The sequence below is a fragment of the Ensifer sp. Root1252 genome (assembly GCF_001425885.1).
GTDB classification, from domain to species: domain Bacteria; phylum Pseudomonadota; class Alphaproteobacteria; order Rhizobiales; family Rhizobiaceae; genus Ensifer; species Ensifer canadensis.
Map to the genome: position 1 here is coordinate 266476 of NZ_LMDT01000045.1, position 15987 is coordinate 282462.

The following is a 15987-nucleotide window of genomic DNA, read 5'->3' on the forward strand; positions in this document are numbered from 1 at the left end:
TATGGTTAACGATTGGTTAAGCCCGCCACCTCACCATCTTGGACAAGCGGCGGAGCAAGGAAGAGGATGGAGGACGCGGATCGCGGAGGAAATGACGGGCGACGTGGCGAGTTGTCAGGCGATACGCTTGCTTGACGGCGTGGTGACCGGTTTCTGGACACCATTCTTGCAGAAGGCCGCGATGGCGGACGCCGGCATCGGGGCCGCGAACACAAAACCCTGTATCAGATCGGCGCAGTGGTAGTCGTTGATCAGCTGCAATTGATCCGCCGTCTCCACACCCTCGACGACGATCTTCAGGCCGAGAGCACGACCGAGGTTGGCTGTGCCGCGCAGCAGCTTGAAGCGGCGCGAGTCCTCGCGGATGTTGCGCACGAAAGAGCGATCGATCTTGATGATGTTGACCGGCAGCGCATCCAGGTAGCTGAGGCTGGAATAGCCTGTGCCGAAATCGTCGATGGCGATCGTTATGCCGCTGTCACGCAGCTCGCCGAGAATGGCCTGCACCTTGGCCGGCTCATCCATCAGGCAGCTCTCTGTGACTTCGAGATGCAGCCGCGAAGCATCGAGCCCGGTGGCCCGCAGCGTATCCGCCACCACCGTGACGATGTCGTTGCTGCGCAGGTCGAGCACCGACAGATTGACCGAAACGGAAACCTCGCCGGGCCAGCCCATGCAATCCTTGCACGCCTGCTCCAGCACGAAGCGGGTGATCTCGGTGACGAGCCCCAGTTCCTCGGCAAGCTGGATGAAGACATTCGGCGGTACCGGGCCGCGCTCGGGATGCGTCCAGCGCGCCAAAGCCTCGCAGCATTCGAGACGCGCGCCGTTCGGCGTGAACATCGGCTGGTAGGAAAGCGTCAGGGCACCAGCATTGATCGCATCGCGCAGATCGCTCTTCAGTTTCTGGCGGTCGAGATAGCGGGCATCCATCTCTTCTTCGAATACGGTGCAGCCGCCCTTGTTGCGTGCCTTGGTTTCCGACAGCGCAAGATCGGCCTTGATCTGGAGTTCTTCCAGCCGGAAGGCGCTGCTCGGCACGAGAACGACGCCGGCGCTCATGGTCACGTTGAAGGTAAAGCCATTCGCCATATAGGCACCGCGCAACCCGGCGTGAACCGCGCGCATCTGCTCTTCGAGATCCGGCCGATGCATCCTGTTGGGGAAGAAGACGACGAATTCGTCGCCCATCAGGCGCGCGGCGATCGCCGTATTGCCGACCAGTGTCTTCAGCCGCCCGGCAATCGCCTGCAATAGCCTGTCGCCGACGATGTGGCCGCGCATGTCGTTGACATGCTTGAACTCGGCAACGTCGAGCACCATCAGCCCGACCTCGACGTCCTCCTTGCCTTCGAGCGCCACAGCGCTGTGGGCAAGTTCGGCGAAGTAATCGCGGCTCGGCAAGCCGGTCAGCGTGTCGAAGCGCACCATCTGAAGGATCTGTCTGTCGGCCTGGACGCGTGCGGTCACGTCCTCGAATATCAGCACGACCTCACCGTTCTCGTGTCGCCCAGCGGAAAACTCGAGAAAGAGGTTGTCGGTGACCGGCACCAGAACCTGAGTCTTCTTGCCCTTGATCAGAAGGTCGAGCTGCCGCGAGATCGCGCGCGTCTCTTCGACACTGAGCGACATGCGCCGGACGCCGCGGCGCACGACGTCATCCAGCAGCCGATCCCTCAGGTCGGCCTTGTCGCCCAGCATCAGCAGCGCGCAGGCGCGCTCGTTGGCAACGACGATCCGGTTGTCGCGGTCGAGCATCAGCAGCCCGTGCGTCATGTTGTTGAGTGCTGCGTCGAACTGGCCGGCGATCGTTGCGATTTCTCGGGCGGCCAGCACGTTCTCGTAGAGAAACGCGCGCACATTGTTGGCCATCATCCAGGTCGAAAAGATGAATGGCAGGATCAGAACCGCCAGGATGAGCATGAAACCATCCTGAAGCGTGATCAGCCCGATCACGATCGGCAGGCAGGCGGACGAGGACAGAAGCAGCACCGCCCGTTCGGAGCCGTAGTTTCGCCCGACCAGCGAGATCATCGACGCGAGCGTGACGGAGATGCAGGCCAGTTCCGAGAAGGAATCCCGGCTGACGGCGATCGCGTAGCCGCAGGCAATACCACAGGTGAGCGTCACGCTGACGCCGCCGAGAATGTAGCGATTCTCCCATTTCCGGACCATCGCTCGGTCGGCGTTGGAGAAATCCTGGCGATCAAAGCGCGCCATGTCGAGGTTGCGCAGCCCCCAGAGCACAACGATGGCGGCCGTGCAGAAGAGATAGAGCGGGTCGGTGGTCTTGAAATAGACGAGCACGAAAGTCACGACATGCGAAAGCATGCCGATCAGCAGAGTCCTGCGATGTTCGTAGAGCGAGCTCACGGACGACAGATAGACATCCGTCGGGAGAGCGCCCCGTTCATTGCGCGTCATGAACCCATAGCTCCGGTTTTCCGGATTTTTAGAGGCGATGATTTAACGAAAGATTTCGTGAAAACACCGCCTCCAAGCCTTGTATTGCAACATTCAAACGGTGCCCCATGGGAGTTTTTCCCAAACTCAACCTAGTATTGCGAAACCAACGGCCGGCGGATGCCTTCTACAACCATGCATAGACAAAATCACGTTTTGCTTTCTGACATTGTATTTAAGGCAATTCTGCTTGGCAAACATCATATCCACCGATTCACTCAGGATGTGGTTACCCAAAGCTGAAGAAAACGCATCAATTCCTGCCATGCACATACGAGCCTAGTTGCGGCCGGTATCACCATCACATCTGCGCGCTTCGCAGTTGACTTTCAGCCACATCTGGCGGCAAGGCTTTGCAAAGCGAGATACGGAGCCTGATGATGTCGAAACCTGTCGTTGCCATCCCCTGCGATTTCCGCGAATTCGACGGCAATGTTTGGCATGTCGTTGCCAACCAGTATGTCCGTGCCGCCGTCGAAGGCGCCGGCGTCATGCCCTTCCTCATTCCGGCGCTTGAGACCGGCAACGATATCGACGAGATCCTCGATCGCGTCGACGGCGTGCTGGCAAGCGGCGCCCGATCCAACGTTCATCCCTCGCTCTACGGCCGCGAGGCCAAGGACACCGACGGCCCCTTCGATCCTGGCCGCGATGCCACCAGCCTGCCGTTGATCCGGCGCGCGCTCGAGCGCGGCGTTCCGCTGTTTGCCATCTGCCGCGGCATCCAGGAGCTCAACGTTGCCCTCGGTGGCACGCTCGCAAGCGAAATCCAGGAGCAGCCGGGTGTCTGGGATCACCGCAAGCCCGACGTTTCCGAGCTGGATGTCGCCTACGGCATCCGCCAGGACGTGATCGTCAAGGAAGGCAGCTGTCTTGCGCCGGTGCTGGGTGCCGGTCGCGTTCGCGTCAATTCCCTGCATCGCCAGGCCATCGGCGCAACGGCGCCGCGCCTCGCCGTCGAAGCCGTTGCCGACGATGGCACCATCGAGGCGGTCTCGGTGATTGGCGCCAAGGCGTTCGCCGTCGGCGTGCAATGGCATCCGGAATACTGGGTGCGGACGGACGCACCGTCGGCGAGCCTGTTCAGGGCTTTCGGCGATGCCGTGCGCGCCTACGCGGCGCGGCGCATGGCCGCCTAGGGCATTTCCAGGAAAAGTGCGAAGCGGTTTTCCATCAGCAAATGCGCAAAAACAAAGAGATGGAGCGTTTCTGCACCTCCGTCTGAACCGGCAACGCTTTAACCGGCTCGGCGCGTGAACGGCGTTTCCGGCACTGGCGTCAGTGCCTTGCCGGTCGAAAACCAGGCCATGAGGTTATCGACCACCAGATCCGCCATGGCGTTGCGGGTAACAACCGAAGCCGACGCCACATGCGGCAACAGCGAAACATTCGGCAACCCCAGCAGCGCATCGGGCACATGCGGTTCGTTGTCGAAAACGTCGAGCCCCGCCCCCGCAATCACACCGGCCTGAAGTGCTGAGACCAGCACTGCCTCGTCAACCGTCGAGCCGCGCCCGACATTGATCAGGACGCCATTGCTTCCCAGTGCCGAAAGCACCGCGGCGTTGACCGTCTTTCGTGTCGCCTCCGTTCCCGGAACAATGACAACAAGCGTATCGACGGCGGCGGCAAGCCGTTCGAGCGTCGGGTGATAGGCATAGGCAAGCCCATCGCGTGGGCTGCGCGTATGGTAGGCGACCGAGACGCCGAAGGCTTCGAGCCGCTTGGCAATGGCAAGCCCGATGCGTCCGAGGCCGTAAAGCCCGACCGTGCGACCCCGCAATGACAAGGGCGAAAGCGCAAAGGCGCCATCCCGCACCCAACGCCCCTGGCGCAGCCACTGTTCCGCCTGCGGCAGCAGGCGCAGCGTGTTGATGAGCAGGCCGATGGCGGTATCGGCGACCTCTTCGCTCAGAACGTCAGGCGTGTTGGTGACGACGATGCCCTTGGAGGCGGCATGTTTCACGTCGACCCCGTCATAACCGACACCGAAATTGGCAACGATCTCAAGACCGGGCAGCGCATCCATCAGACCGGCGGGAACGCGGCCAGAGACGGCGATACCCCTGATATCGGCCATGTCTGCCGTCACAAGGTCAGGGTCCGCACGGTCCAGCCGCACGATCTCGAACATCTCGGGCAACCGCAGCAGCACCTGTTCGTTGATTTTTCCGGGCACGAGGATGCGGGGAAGGCTCGCGGACATGGGCACTCCTGGTATTAAAGCGCGTCGCGATCTCCAGGATTCGCTTGCCGCACTTTAGGTTCTTGCTTTTGTGCATGTCGCCTTCGCAAAACCGCTGCACACTTTTGCGCGACATGCATTAGGGATTTCTTCAGGCGGTGACGCGCAACGGGCCTGTCGACTGGCGGATGCGCATTTCCGGCTTGATCAGGTGGATGCCGTCGGGTTCGTGGCTGCCGGAAAGCTTGTCGAGAAGTGCGCGTGCCGCACTGCGGCCGACATCGGCCTGGCCGTTCCAGACGGTGGTCAGCGCCGGTGTCGCGATCGAGGCCTCCTCGAGGTCGTCATAGCCGGTGACGGAGATATCGACGCCTGGAACAAGGCCCGCACGCGCGATGCCGTTCATCATGCCGATCGCCACCAGATCGTTCCAGCAGACGACTGCGGTCGGCTTCTGCGGCAGCGACAGCAGATGCACAGCCGCCTCGAAGCCGCCCTGCTTGGAGCGCGGGCCGGGAATGCGCAATTCCGGATCGACCTCGATGTTGGCCTTGCGCAGCGCGTTGACATAACCCTGATAGCGGTCGCGACCGGTCGAGGTCTGGTCGGTGCCGCCGACCATGGCGATGCAGCGATGGCCAAGGCCGATCAGATGGTTGGTCGCCAGCGAGATGCCATAGGCGTCGTCGCCGCGGAAGATCGGCACGTCGAGCCCCTCAATCGAACGGGCGATCAGGATCGCCGGCATGCCGTTGTCCTCGGCAAGCTGGATATCTTCCGGCGGCGTGCCGATCGCCGGCGACATGATGACGCCGTCGCCGCCGAGCTGCAGCAGCGTTTCGATAAAATCGCGCTGCTTGTCGACCGAATCGTAATGGTTGGAGAGGATGAAGGTCTGCTTGTCGCGGTCGAGCTCCGCTTCGATCGCCTTCAGGATTTCCCCGTAGAACGGGTTCATGATGTCGTGCACGACGACGCCGATGATGCCGGACCGGGAGGTTCTGAGGCTGGCAGCGCGGCGGTTATAGATATAACCGAGTGCGCGGGCCTGCTCCTTGATCTTATCGCGTGTGAGGGTCGCCACCAATGGGCTGTCACGCAATGCCAGGGATACTGTTGCCGTCGAAAGACCGAGTGTTTCCGCGATCGTCGAAAGCTTGACTTTTTGCGCCACGATGCCCCCTGTTTAAGCCTAGTTGCCTACCCTCAAATTTAAATCCTATTTAAACTGTTTAAATCGCCGCCGCAATATGCCGCGAAACAAGGCTCAGTCGGCTGCGCGTGCCGCCTGCAGGTTGCTGTCGACAGCCCGCAAAAGCTTCATCAGCGTGCGCACCTGCTTGTCGGTCAGTCCGCGCGTCGCAAGGTTTTCCGAATGCTGGCCGGCCTCGGCGATCGTCTGCAGCCGGTTGCGCCCCGGTTCGGTGAGATAGACCTTGGTCAGCCGCGCATCGTCATCATCAGGGCGCCGCTCGAGGAAACCTTGCGCTTCCATGCGACCGATCGTGCGCGTCATCGTCGGCGCCTTGACGCCGAGCTTGGCGGCAAGCCCGCCCGCCGTCAGCCCGTCCATTTCGGCAAGCGCCAGCATCACACCGTCCTGGCCGGCATAGAGACCGCTTTCGAGCAGATTGCGCGACATCACCGTGCGCATCGAACGCGCCGCCTGGACAAGGATCGAGGCAAGATCGTGCGGTTCGGCGAGAAGATCGTCCTTCTTCTTGCCGTTCTTGCCCTTCTTTTCGGCCTTGTTCTTCTTGCCCATTGGACCTCCTGCCGAATCCCGCCTCAGACATTTATAGCAATACAGCTTGCGATTACGAACTGTATGACTCAAATAACATTTTTACGACAATTGACGTGAAGGATCGAAGAGAGATGTCGATGCCCCAAGCCCGATGGCAGGACAATCCGACCGATCTTCCGCAACAGGCCCGCCGCGACTGGATCGCCGTGCTGCCGCTCGGCGCCCATGAGCAGCATGGACCGCATCTGCCCTTCGATACGGACACGCTGATTGCCGAGGGTATTGTCGAACGCTGCATCGCCGCCCTGCCCGCGAACTTGCCCGTTACTTTCCTGCCGACCGAACCCGTCGGCTATTCGATCGAGCATATGGATGTGGCCGGCAGCCGGTCGCTCGGCTACGACGAAGCCGTGCGTCGCTGGCTTGGGATCGCCGAAAACCTGCACGGTCTCGGCCTCAGCAAATTCGTGATGCTGAACGCCCATGGCGGCAATTCGCCGCTGATGACGATCGTTGCGACTGAGGCGCGAGTGCGTTTCGGCATGCTGGCGGTGGCGACCAGCTGGACCCGTTTCGGCCAGCCAGATGGCTGGATCGCGCCCGAAGACAAGGCGATCGACATTCACGGCGGCGAGATCGAGACGTCGGTGATGCTGGCGCTCCATCCCGAAAAGGTCGAGATGGCGAAAGCCCGCGCCTTCCCCTCGCGCCAGAGCGACTACGCCGGACGCTTCCGGCATTTGCGCGCCTATGGCCCGCATGCCTTCGGCTGGAAGATGTCCGACCTCAACCGTGACGGTGTTGCCGGCAATGCCTCGGTGGCAACCGCGGCGCGCGGCGAACAGTTGCTGGCCCACGCGGTTACGGGCGTGATCGAGCTTTTGACCGATGTCGCCGACTTCGACATGACCGAATTCGCCTGAAGGACCGGCAGGGCGCGCCGACAAAACACTTTGTTTGTGCTTTTGCGCTATCAGCATGGACAGCAGCAAACGACGACAGGCGGCGCTAGGCCGGAACCCCATGGCGAAGATCATCGCGCTCGGCGCCTATTTCTACCAGGCCCTGATCGCCTTCGGCCTGCTGATCGTCGTCGCCCACTGGCTGGCCCCAGTCGACTATGCCGCCTATTCGCTGTTCATCTCGCTCAGCCAATTCGGCGCGATCGCCGCTTTCGAATGGGTGCGTTTCTCCTGCATGCGCTTCTATCCCGGCCAGACGGCGGAAATCGAAGCGGCGGAGCGGCGAACGATCGTTGCGGAGGCAGCGGCCTGCGCGCTTTTCTGCCTTGTCGCTGCGGCCGCGTCGCTCGCCTTCGGCGTCTCGCCGCTGGTGGCGCTGGTCGGCGGCCTCGTTGCCGTTGCGCAAGGCGGCAGCGACCTGCACCTGACCATGCTGCGCTTCCGCCAGGATTTTCGCGCCTTCTCGGTACTCCAGGGATCTCGCGCCACCATCCTGGCGGCGGGAACGTTGATCGGCGCGCTCGTATCGCCAACCTTCCTGTCGACGGTCACCGGCCTGCTTGGCGGTTATGCTCTCTACGCTCTGCTCGCAACCCTACTTTCGCGCAGATCAGGCCCGCGGCCTTCCGCCTCGCTCGACATGGCGCGCGTGCGAAAGCACCTCGTCTATGGCAGCGTTTCGGCGGGTGCCGCCAGCGCCTCGATGTTTGCACCGCTTGCGCTGAAGGCGATATTCACCTCGGTCCTCGGCCCCGGCGGCGCTGCCGGTGCGCTGCTGGCGCTCGATCTGCTGCAGCGCCCGTTCGTGCTGATCGTCTCCGCCCTCCAGGCGATCCAGTATCCCGAAATCGTCGCTGCTCACGACAAGGGCGGCGATACCCTGGCGCTTCGCCGTGAGCTCGGACAATACTACGCGCTGCTCACCAGCTTCGCGCTGATGATGGCGGCAGGCATCTTCGCCGTTCTGGTGCCGGCGACATGGCTGGTCATCAGCCCTGACCTGCAGGCCGGCTTCCTCGCGACGGCCCCGTTCGTCATTATCCTTTCGCTCGCGCGCGTTCTGACCCAGATCATGCTGCCGACACCGCTGCACTTGAAGCAGCGCCTGACCGCGATCTTCGCGCTCGCGGCCATCGACTGCGCGCTTCTCAATCTCTTCGCGCTTGCCAGCGCGTTCCTTTTGGCGCCAAGCGCCGCCACACTGATGGCAGGCGGCGCGCTCGGCGCCATATTCGCATCCTTGATCGGCCTGCGCCTGATGGCGACCTTGCCCTTCGACTTCACCTGGTCGCCGGTTCTCCTCGCCGCTGCCGGCCTTGGAGTCACCATTGTCGCCTTCGTGCTGTCTTACCGGTCCGCCACCGTCGCTACTGCCGCCGGGATTGTCATTGGTGGGGTCTGCTGCCTCTTGGCGCTCAATCGCCTGCGGCTCGGCATGCGCGCGTCAACCGCCGCGTGATCTCGGGCGCGATAGTGAACCGGGCGCGATAAGGAAAACTGAACCTCTTTCGGTTTAGATCTGGGCAAACCGAGAGGCGAAGAACACCATGAAGATCATTGTCGGAATAGCCACGGCGGGTCGCCGCGAAGTGCTGTCCGAAACACTGCTGCACCTGAGCCGGCAGGATCGCCAGGCGGACACGATCCTCGTCTGCCCCTCGTCGCCGCAGGACGTCGATCTCGACTTTGTCAGCACGCTCGCATCGGAGATCACCCTGGTCACGGGCAGCAAGGGCTCCTGTGCGCAGCGCAACGCCATCCTCGACCACACGGGGACCGCCGATATCATCGTGTTTTTCGACGATGATTTCCTGCCCCAGTGCGATTTTCTGGCTGAAGTCGAAACCCTCTTCGAGAAGAGGGCCGACATTGCCGTGGCGACCGGCCTGGTGCTGGCCGATGGCATTCATGGCCCGGGCATCCCGGTCAAGGAAGGGTTGGAAATCCTTGCGCGCGATCGGGCAACGGGCAGACAGGCCACCCTCGAACCCGTTTACAACGCCTATGGCTGCAATATGGTTTTTCGCGTGTCGGCCATTGAAGCCGACGCCACCCGCTTCGACGAAAACCTGCCGCTTTACGGCTGGCAGGAGGATGTCGACTTCTGCCGCCGCCTCGCCCGCCACGGCCGCATTGTGCGCAGCGCCACCCTGCGCGGCGTCCATCTCGGCAACAAACGGGGACGTACTTCGGGTTTGCGCTTCGGTTACTCACAGGTGGCAAACCCGCTCTACCTTTTCCGCAAAGGCACGGTCGGTCTGGGCTGGGCATTGAAGCTTTTGAGCTCCAACATCGCCGCAAACATCGTCGGCAGTCTGAAATCTCAGGGGCTTGTCGACAGACGGGGCCGCCTTAAGGGAAACCTTATCGCCCTCGTAGATCTCCTACGCGGCAGGATAGATCCGCTGCGCACACTCGAACTCTAATCGCGCGTTCAGTTCCGAATAAGCAAGCTAGTCAGCCCTGCCCTGCGACCAGCAGGTTGAGCAGAATGACCGCGCTTGCGTTCCATGAGAACCGCATTGCATTTTCATGCCCCGAACGCCCCAGCTGTCGCCGAAGCGCATCATCGGCGGATATCTTCCGCATAACCTCGACGAGGGTTTCCGCCTTCGCCGGATCGAAATAGAGAGCCGCCTCGCCGCAGGCTTCCCTGACCGGGGGTATGTCAGCGGCCAGCACCGGGCACCCTTGTGTCATCGCCTCGAGCGGCGGGATACCGAACCCTTCATAGAGGCTCGGGAACAGGAAGGCGGTGGCGTGGCGCTGCAGCCCGGCGATCTCGGCGTCCGTCAGCCGCCCGGGAAAGATCAGGTTCCCCCGCGACGTCGGGGCGATGTCGCGAAAAACGCTGGGATCCGTACCGCCGACGACCACGAGCTTGCTGCCGGTAGCACCCAGGGCTTCGAAGGCACGCACCGCAAACTCGACGTTCTTGTTGGGCTTCAGTGTGCCGACGAGAAGGAAGAAGGGGGTCTCGGCAAGCCCCAGCTTCGCAACGATCTCCCGGTCCGGCTGAAGGTCGGAAAAGTGATCTGTGGCGTTGTAGATCACGTCAATACCCGATGCTGGAACGCGAAAGACATCCGCCAGTTCACCGCGCGAAAAATAGGAAACGGTGCCGATCTTCGCGCGACGCGTCAGGATGTAGCCGAGCGCGCCGTGGAACAGCCGGTAGCCGCGCCCGAAGGAAGCCGGATGACGGAAGAGCGTGACGTCGTGGATCACCACCACTTGGTCGGAATGCAGCACCGGTCCGCTGCCCCCGAGGCCGACCAGCGTATCGCGCCGCGTCCGCCAATAGAGCGGCCCCTGCTCCCAGAGATGGCCCGGGCCTGAGCCGAAACGCTCGATCGATATCGCCGACAGTGGCAGATCATCCGGCGCGGACGCTGGAGCCAGCAACCGCCAGCGCACATCCTTCAGCGCCGGCGGCACGTCGCCCGCGGCAATGCGGGCATCGAGCGCGCGGGTGATCTCGCGGGCAAAGCGCTGCACGCCGGTGAGCGGCTGAGTCAGGAACCGGCCGTTGATGGAAATCGTCTTCACGCATGCACCCCTTCGGTAGGACGCGAACTCTCCCTGATTTTGATGAAAGGAGCGTTATCGCTGCCCGGTTCGCCCGTCCCGGAGGCGGCAAAGGCGTGGCCAAAATCGGCTTCGCCATTTGCGCATCGCCGCCGCATCTCCTATATGAAACGCGACATGGATGCCCGCTCCCCGCATCCCGAGATCCCAGAGGTTCCCATGACCGAAACATCCCCGCAGAAGCCGATTCCCGTCACCGTGCTCACCGGATATCTCGGCGCCGGCAAGACGACGCTGTTGAACCGCATCCTCAGCGAGAACCACGGGCGCAAATACGCCGTCATCGTCAACGAATTCGGCGAGATCGGCATCGACAACGACCTGATCGTCGAATCCGACGAGGAAATCTACGAGATGAACAACGGCTGCGTCTGCTGCACCGTGCGCGGCGACCTGATCCGCGTGGTGGAAGGCCTGATGCGCCGGCCCGGTCGCTTCGATGCGATCATCGTGGAAACCACCGGTCTTGCCGATCCGGTTCCGGTCGCCCAGACCTTCTTCATGGACGACGATGTGCGCGCCAAGACCGAGCTTGATGCCGTCGTCGCGCTGGTAGACGCCAAGCACCTGCCGCTCCGGCTGAAGGACAGCCGCGAGGCCGAAGACCAGATCGCCTTTGCCGACGTCGTGCTCCTCAACAAGACCGACCTCGTCAGCCCGGAAGAGCTGGAGCGGATCGAGGCGACGGTTCGCGTCATAAATCCGTCGGCCCGCATCTACAGAACGCAGCGCTCCGAGATCGACCTCACCAAGGTTCTCGACCAGGGCGCGTTCAACCTTGAGAGAGCGCTGGAAAACGACCCGCATTTCCTCGACCAGGACGATCACGAGCACGATCACACCTGCGGCCCGGATTGCGGCCACGATCACCACGATCATCATGACCATGATCATCACCACCATCATGATCACGACCATCACCACCATGACCACGCCCCCTCGCCGATCCATGATGTGACGGTGCAATCGATCTCGCTGCGCGGCGGCGAGATGAACGCTGATCGCTTCTTCCCCTGGATCCAGAAGATCACCCAGACGGACGGCCCGAACATCCTGCGCCTGAAGGGCATCATCGCCTTTGCCGGCGACGCCGAGCGTTATGTCGTGCAGGGCGTGCACATGATCATCGAGGGCGACCATCAGCGTGCCTGGAAGGAAGGCGAAAAGCGCGAAAGCCGCCTGGTCTTCATCGGCCGCGACCTCGACCGCGAAAAGCTGGAGCGCACGTTCAAGGCCTGCGAAGCTTCAGCCTGATTCCGGAAGCCGCGATGCGGCTCTAAGATCAAATTAAGGAGAGCATGGCGTCGGTCCTTTTCGGCATCATGCTCCAACAGCATGCCGAACCAGGGGACCATGACAATCTGATGCCGACAGTCGCTCCGCTCGATCTCGAAGGCCACGTCGTTGGCGTGGCCTTTCTCAAGGGCATACCTTTCTTCGCCGAAGCCACCGGCGCCATCCACCGCCTCGACCACGGCCACAAGACGACGGAAGTCCACGAGGGCCTGCTGTCTCTGGTTCTCGACGAGGCGAACGAAACGCTTCTGACCGGCGGCGAGGACGGCAAGGTGATGCGCACGGCTGCCGACGGCACCGCGACGCTGGTTGCCGAAGCGCCGCGCAAGTGGATCGCCCAAGTCGCAGCCGGCCCGCAGGGCGCCGTCGGCTATGCCTATGGCAAGACCACCCATGTGCGGCTGGCCGACGGCACGACGAAAGAATTTGCCGAGGAGCGCACGGTCGAGGGCGTCGCCTTTGCGCCGAAGGGCTTGCGTGTTGCCGCCGCCCGCTACAACGGCGTGTCGATGCACTGGGTCGCGACCGCGGGCCAGCCGATTGATCTCGACTGGAAGGGCGCCCATACCGGCGTCACCTTCTCGCCCGACGGCCGTTTCCTCGTGACCACGATGCAGGAAAATGCCCTGCACGGCTGGAAGCTCGACGCAAAGCCCGGCGGCGAGGCACGCCACATGCGCATGACCGGCTACCCGGCCAAGGTGAAGTCGCTCTCCTGGTCCGCGAAGGGCAAGTGGCTCGCATCTTCGGGCGCGCCGGCCGCCATCGTCTGGCCCTTCCAGGGCAAAGACGGACCGATGGGCAAGGCGCCGCTGGAACTCGGCACCCGCGCCGACATCATGGTGACTTCCGTCGCCTGTCATCCGGCCGAAGACATCGTCGCCATCGGCTATCAGGACGGCATGATCCTCGCCGCCCGTTTCGCCGACAGCAAGGAAGTGCTGTTGCGCCGTCCCGGCAAGGGTGCGGTCACCGCCATGGCCTGGAGCAAGGACGGGCGCCAGCTCGTTTTCGGCTCGGCCGAGGGCGACTGCGGCATCGTCGATATCGCCGGATAACATTCGCTCGACGCTCTTCGACGGCGTTAGCGCAGTTGCCCCTCACCCTAACCCTCTCCCCGCAAGCGGGGCGAGGGGACGTGGCATACGCTCTGTCAAAGAATGCCGAAATATCTGGCCGGACGAAACCGCGCCACGAGTCCCTTCTCCCCGCCTGCGGGGAGAAGGTCGCGGCAGCGGGATGAGGGGCTGCCAAATCGCTCATGACAGCGATCCACAAACAATCAGATTTTCACCACTGCCGCGGTCACGTACATGAAGGCGACGCCGGCAACGAGCCCGCTCATGACGGGCGGCGTCAGGAGGACCTCGATCCGCTTTCCGCTCTGGCGCATCAGGTAAGCGCTGACCTCGACGATCACCTGCAGGATCGCGCCGGCCCCGATCGCCAGCGCCAGCGCCGACCATTGCGCCGACGTTGCCAGGCTGCCGAGCCACATGCCGATCACCGCCGGCCCGCCGGCAAGCAGCGTCAGGCCGACAAAGACCCATAGCGAGGGCCGCTGTTTCAGGATCGGCGCGGCGATGCCGATGCCTTCGGTCACATTGTGCAGGGCGAAGCCGAGCACCAGGAAGGTACCGAGCCCGGCCGATCCTGCGGCAAAGGCAGCACCGATCGCCAGCCCCTCGCCGAGATTGTGCAGCCCGATGCCAAGCGCGATATAGGTGGAAAGCGCCAGCCCGGTCGGCACGCCGCCGCGCCGGCCGATCGCCATCAGCAACAGGAAGCTGCCAAGCCCCGCAAGCACCACCATGACCGGCCCCTGGAAAATTGCCGCGGCCTGCGACGCCAGTTCCAGGGCTTCCGCACTTGCATCGATCAGCAGGAAGGCGAGCAGGCCGATCGTCAGCGACAATAGAAACGCCATGCCCGCCTGGCCGACGCCACGCAGCAGCGGGTAGAACATCAGGCCGACGGCGACCGGCACGATGCCGACGATGATGCCAACCAGCGCCTGCAGTCGCAATTGACCTGCCGTCGCCTGCGGCGTCGGCACGGCAACGGCAATGTCGTGGGCGAAGGTGGCGCCAGTGTTGGTCACCACCTTCAGCGCATGCGCCTCGCCCAGCATCCATGGGAAGGGCAGGCTCAGCCATGCCGCCTTGCCCCGCGCGATCGGACCAGGCGGATCCTGGGTGAATTGCCAGTAGGCGTCATCCACCTGAACCTGCGCCACCGTCATCGGCTCCGATCCACCGGCGCGAACCAAGAGGCGAAGGCCGCTGTCGTCGAGCACGGTTCGTTCGAAGGTCAGGTTTTCCACCGGCGGCGCGCCGTTGCGAAAGCCCGACAGCGGATCGGCCGACAGGATCCAGGCGACGGCGATGGCCAACGCGATGAGCGGCAGCGCCAGCCAAACCAGATTGGTTTTCGCCGCACGGATAGCGGCCCTCGGCAGGGTTTCGTTCATGCCAGCGCCTCCACGACGTCGAACATGCCGACCCAACCCAGTTCGGTAAACTCGGTCTGGTGCGGATGGAACATGTAGAGGCCGGGTTCATGCTCGGCGAAGGTGAACTCCAGAATGCCGCGCTGTGCCTGGCACTGGGTGATGAGGTCGACAGTTCTAAGCGTCGGCGTCAACGTCGTTCCCTGGTCGTAATAATCGAAGAAGTTCGCGTGCAGATGGAACGAATTGATCGGATCGAACTCGATGACATTGATGAGGTAGATGCGCACCGGCTTGCTTTTCACGATCCGGATGGGCCGCTTCATGAAGGCATGGGCGACGGTGTTGACCGCGTAAAATTCGTTTTCGGCATCGAAGTTGGTGTCGAAGGCGTTCATCACCATCACCAGTTCCTGCCAGCCGGCGTTCTCCGGCGTGCCGATGAGCCGCGAGCGGGCGACGTCGATCTGATCCGGATGGCGCTCCGGGTCCGGGTCGATGACGAAGGCGCCGTACATGCCCTTGTGGATATGCCGACGCAGCGGCATCGCATGGCAATGATAGAGATGGCAGCCGAAAGGCTTGGCGTCGAATTCATAGACGAACTCATCGCCGGGATCGACCATGCCGGCCCCCGGTACGCCATCCATCCGCGCCGCGTGAATGCCGTGAAAGTGGATCGAATGCGGGTGTGAGGCGTAGTTGCGAAAGACGATGCGCAGGCGCTCGCCCTCCTTGGCCCGAAGCGCCGGGCCAGGCACGCGGCCGTTATAGGTCCAGGCCGGAAAGGTGATGCCCGGCGCGATTTCGATGTCGCGATCCTCGGCAGCCATCTCGAAGGTCCGGAGCGTTCGCCCATCCGGCAGTACCGAGACGGTGCCGGTGTCCCAGTCGGTCAGCATGTCGGTCGGATCGAAACCGTTGGCGGTGTTATCGACGTCGCCGACCGTCATCATGGCGCCGTGCCCCATCGCCGGCATCGGTGCCGCCATGCCTTCGGACGCCCGCGCGGCCATCTGGTGGCCGCCACCGTGGGACGCGATCTGCGCCGGCGCCGCGCCGGCGCAGATCGCGGTGCCGCCGGCGGCCGCCAGCCCACCCATCAGCAGGCTGCGCCGTTTCAGCAGATCTTGCCTCACCGAATTGTCCATAGAAGTCGCCCCTCGCCCGATACGGCTCCACGTGTCCGCTCCGGATTGCAGAGGCGATGCCACAAGGCCCGATTTGATCGGCTCGCCTTATTGCGAACCGTTCGCAACTACATTGATAATGCAAATGCAACTCATTCGCAACTAAT

13 protein-coding genes are annotated in these 15987 nt (G+C 62.8%); 6 read left to right on the top strand and 7 right to left on the bottom strand.

What is annotated here, in order from left to right:
* Positions 1-114: 114 nt before the first annotated feature.
* Positions 115-2424 (bottom strand): EAL domain-containing protein, encoded by a 2310-nt coding sequence (locus ASD02_RS31600; RefSeq protein WP_025424865.1) that lies wholly within the window; start codon positions 2422-2424, stop codon positions 115-117.
* 419 nt (positions 2425-2843) lie between these two features.
* Between ASD02_RS31600 and ASD02_RS31605 the strand changes: the two genes are divergently transcribed.
* Positions 2844-3602: a gamma-glutamyl-gamma-aminobutyrate hydrolase family protein gene (locus ASD02_RS31605; protein WP_025424867.1), complete on the top strand. Its 759-nt coding sequence runs from the start codon at positions 2844-2846 to the stop codon at positions 3600-3602.
* Positions 3603-3700: 98 nt separating this feature from the next.
* Here the strand turns inward: ASD02_RS31605 and ASD02_RS31610 are convergent, their stop codons facing one another.
* The 3 genes from ASD02_RS31610 to ASD02_RS31620 form a co-directional block, all read right to left on the bottom strand.
* Positions 3701-4669: a 2-hydroxyacid dehydrogenase gene (locus tag ASD02_RS31610; RefSeq protein ID WP_025424868.1), complete on the bottom strand. Its 969-nt coding sequence runs from the start codon at positions 4667-4669 to the stop codon at positions 3701-3703.
* Between the two features lie 130 nt (positions 4670-4799).
* Entirely contained in the window at positions 4800-5822 is a 1023-nt protein-coding gene (locus tag ASD02_RS31615) for a LacI family DNA-binding transcriptional regulator (RefSeq protein WP_025424869.1), read from the bottom strand.
* Positions 5823-5915: 93 nt separating this feature from the next.
* The gene (locus tag ASD02_RS31620; RefSeq protein WP_025424870.1) at positions 5916-6413 is read right to left on the bottom strand and encodes a MarR family transcriptional regulator; all 498 of its coding nucleotides are present in this window, start codon (positions 6411-6413) and stop codon (positions 5916-5918) included.
* Positions 6414-6526: 113 nt separating this feature from the next.
* Between ASD02_RS31620 and ASD02_RS31625 the strand changes: the two genes are divergently transcribed.
* From ASD02_RS31625 to ASD02_RS31635, 3 genes are all read left to right on the top strand, one after another.
* Positions 6527-7318 carry a creatininase family protein gene (locus ASD02_RS31625; RefSeq protein ID WP_025424871.1) on the top strand — a complete coding sequence of 264 codons (792 nt, stop codon included), beginning with the start codon at positions 6527-6529 and terminating at the stop codon, positions 7316-7318.
* A gap of 100 nt (positions 7319-7418) precedes the next feature.
* Complete coding sequence (locus tag ASD02_RS31630) at positions 7419-8816, top strand: hypothetical protein (RefSeq protein WP_057207580.1); 1398 nt, start codon at positions 7419-7421, stop codon at positions 8814-8816.
* Between the two features lie 88 nt (positions 8817-8904).
* The gene (locus ASD02_RS31635) at positions 8905-9783 is read left to right on the top strand and encodes a glycosyltransferase (protein WP_057221584.1); all 879 of its coding nucleotides are present in this window, start codon (positions 8905-8907) and stop codon (positions 9781-9783) included.
* A gap of 31 nt (positions 9784-9814) precedes the next feature.
* On the opposite strand, the gene ASD02_RS31640 is transcribed toward ASD02_RS31635, so the two are convergent.
* Positions 9815-10906: a glycosyltransferase family 1 protein gene (locus ASD02_RS31640; protein WP_025424874.1), complete on the bottom strand. Its 1092-nt coding sequence runs from the start codon at positions 10904-10906 to the stop codon at positions 9815-9817.
* A 198-nt stretch (positions 10907-11104) separates the two neighbouring features.
* On the opposite strand from ASD02_RS31640, the gene ASD02_RS31645 reads away from it, so the two are divergent.
* Entirely contained in the window at positions 11105-12199 is a 1095-nt protein-coding gene (locus ASD02_RS31645) for a GTP-binding protein (protein ID WP_025424875.1), read from the top strand.
* A 110-nt stretch (positions 12200-12309) separates the two neighbouring features.
* Positions 12310-13299: a WD40 repeat domain-containing protein gene (locus ASD02_RS31650; protein WP_025424876.1), complete on the top strand. Its 990-nt coding sequence runs from the start codon at positions 12310-12312 to the stop codon at positions 13297-13299.
* A gap of 224 nt (positions 13300-13523) precedes the next feature.
* On the opposite strand, the gene ASD02_RS31655 is transcribed toward ASD02_RS31650, so the two are convergent.
* Together ASD02_RS31655 and ASD02_RS31660 are read right to left on the bottom strand one after the other, a co-directional pair.
* Positions 13524-14711, bottom strand: a complete 1188-nt coding sequence (locus ASD02_RS31655; RefSeq protein ID WP_025424877.1) for a metal transporter — start codon at positions 14709-14711, stop codon at positions 13524-13526.
* A complete protein-coding gene (locus ASD02_RS31660; RefSeq protein ID WP_025424878.1) occupies positions 14708-15841 on the bottom strand; it encodes a multicopper oxidase domain-containing protein in 1134 nt (377 codons plus the stop codon). Before ASD02_RS31660 ends, ASD02_RS31655 begins: the two co-directional genes overlap by 4 nt.
* Positions 15842-15987 lie beyond the last annotated feature (146 nt).

What these genes read in the sequence shown, in the direction of transcription:
- ASD02_RS31620 (WP_025424870.1), bottom strand. Translation starts at nt 6,413, where the DNA reads ATGGGCAAGAAGAACAAGGCCGAAAAGAAGGGCAAGAACGGCAAGAAG.
- ASD02_RS31605 (WP_025424867.1), top strand. Translation starts at nt 2,844, where the DNA reads ATGTCGAAACCTGTCGTTGCCATCCCCTGCGATTTCCGCGAATTCGAC.
- ASD02_RS31655 (WP_025424877.1), bottom strand. Translation starts at nt 14,711, where the DNA reads ATGAACGAAACCCTGCCGAGGGCCGCTATCCGTGCGGCGAAAACCAAT.
- ASD02_RS31630 (WP_057207580.1), top strand. Translation starts at nt 7,419, where the DNA reads ATGGCGAAGATCATCGCGCTCGGCGCCTATTTCTACCAGGCCCTGATC.
- ASD02_RS31625 (WP_025424871.1), top strand. Translation starts at nt 6,527, where the DNA reads ATGTCGATGCCCCAAGCCCGATGGCAGGACAATCCGACCGATCTTCCG.
- ASD02_RS31635 (WP_057221584.1), top strand. Translation starts at nt 8,905, where the DNA reads ATGAAGATCATTGTCGGAATAGCCACGGCGGGTCGCCGCGAAGTGCTG.
- ASD02_RS31600 (WP_025424865.1), bottom strand. Translation starts at nt 2,424, where the DNA reads ATGACGCGCAATGAACGGGGCGCTCTCCCGACGGATGTCTATCTGTCG.
- ASD02_RS31610 (WP_025424868.1), bottom strand. Translation starts at nt 4,669, where the DNA reads ATGTCCGCGAGCCTTCCCCGCATCCTCGTGCCCGGAAAAATCAACGAA.
- ASD02_RS31650 (WP_025424876.1), top strand. Translation starts at nt 12,310, where the DNA reads ATGCCGACAGTCGCTCCGCTCGATCTCGAAGGCCACGTCGTTGGCGTG.
- ASD02_RS31645 (WP_025424875.1), top strand. Translation starts at nt 11,105, where the DNA reads ATGACCGAAACATCCCCGCAGAAGCCGATTCCCGTCACCGTGCTCACC.
- ASD02_RS31660 (WP_025424878.1), bottom strand. Translation starts at nt 15,841, where the DNA reads ATGGACAATTCGGTGAGGCAAGATCTGCTGAAACGGCGCAGCCTGCTG.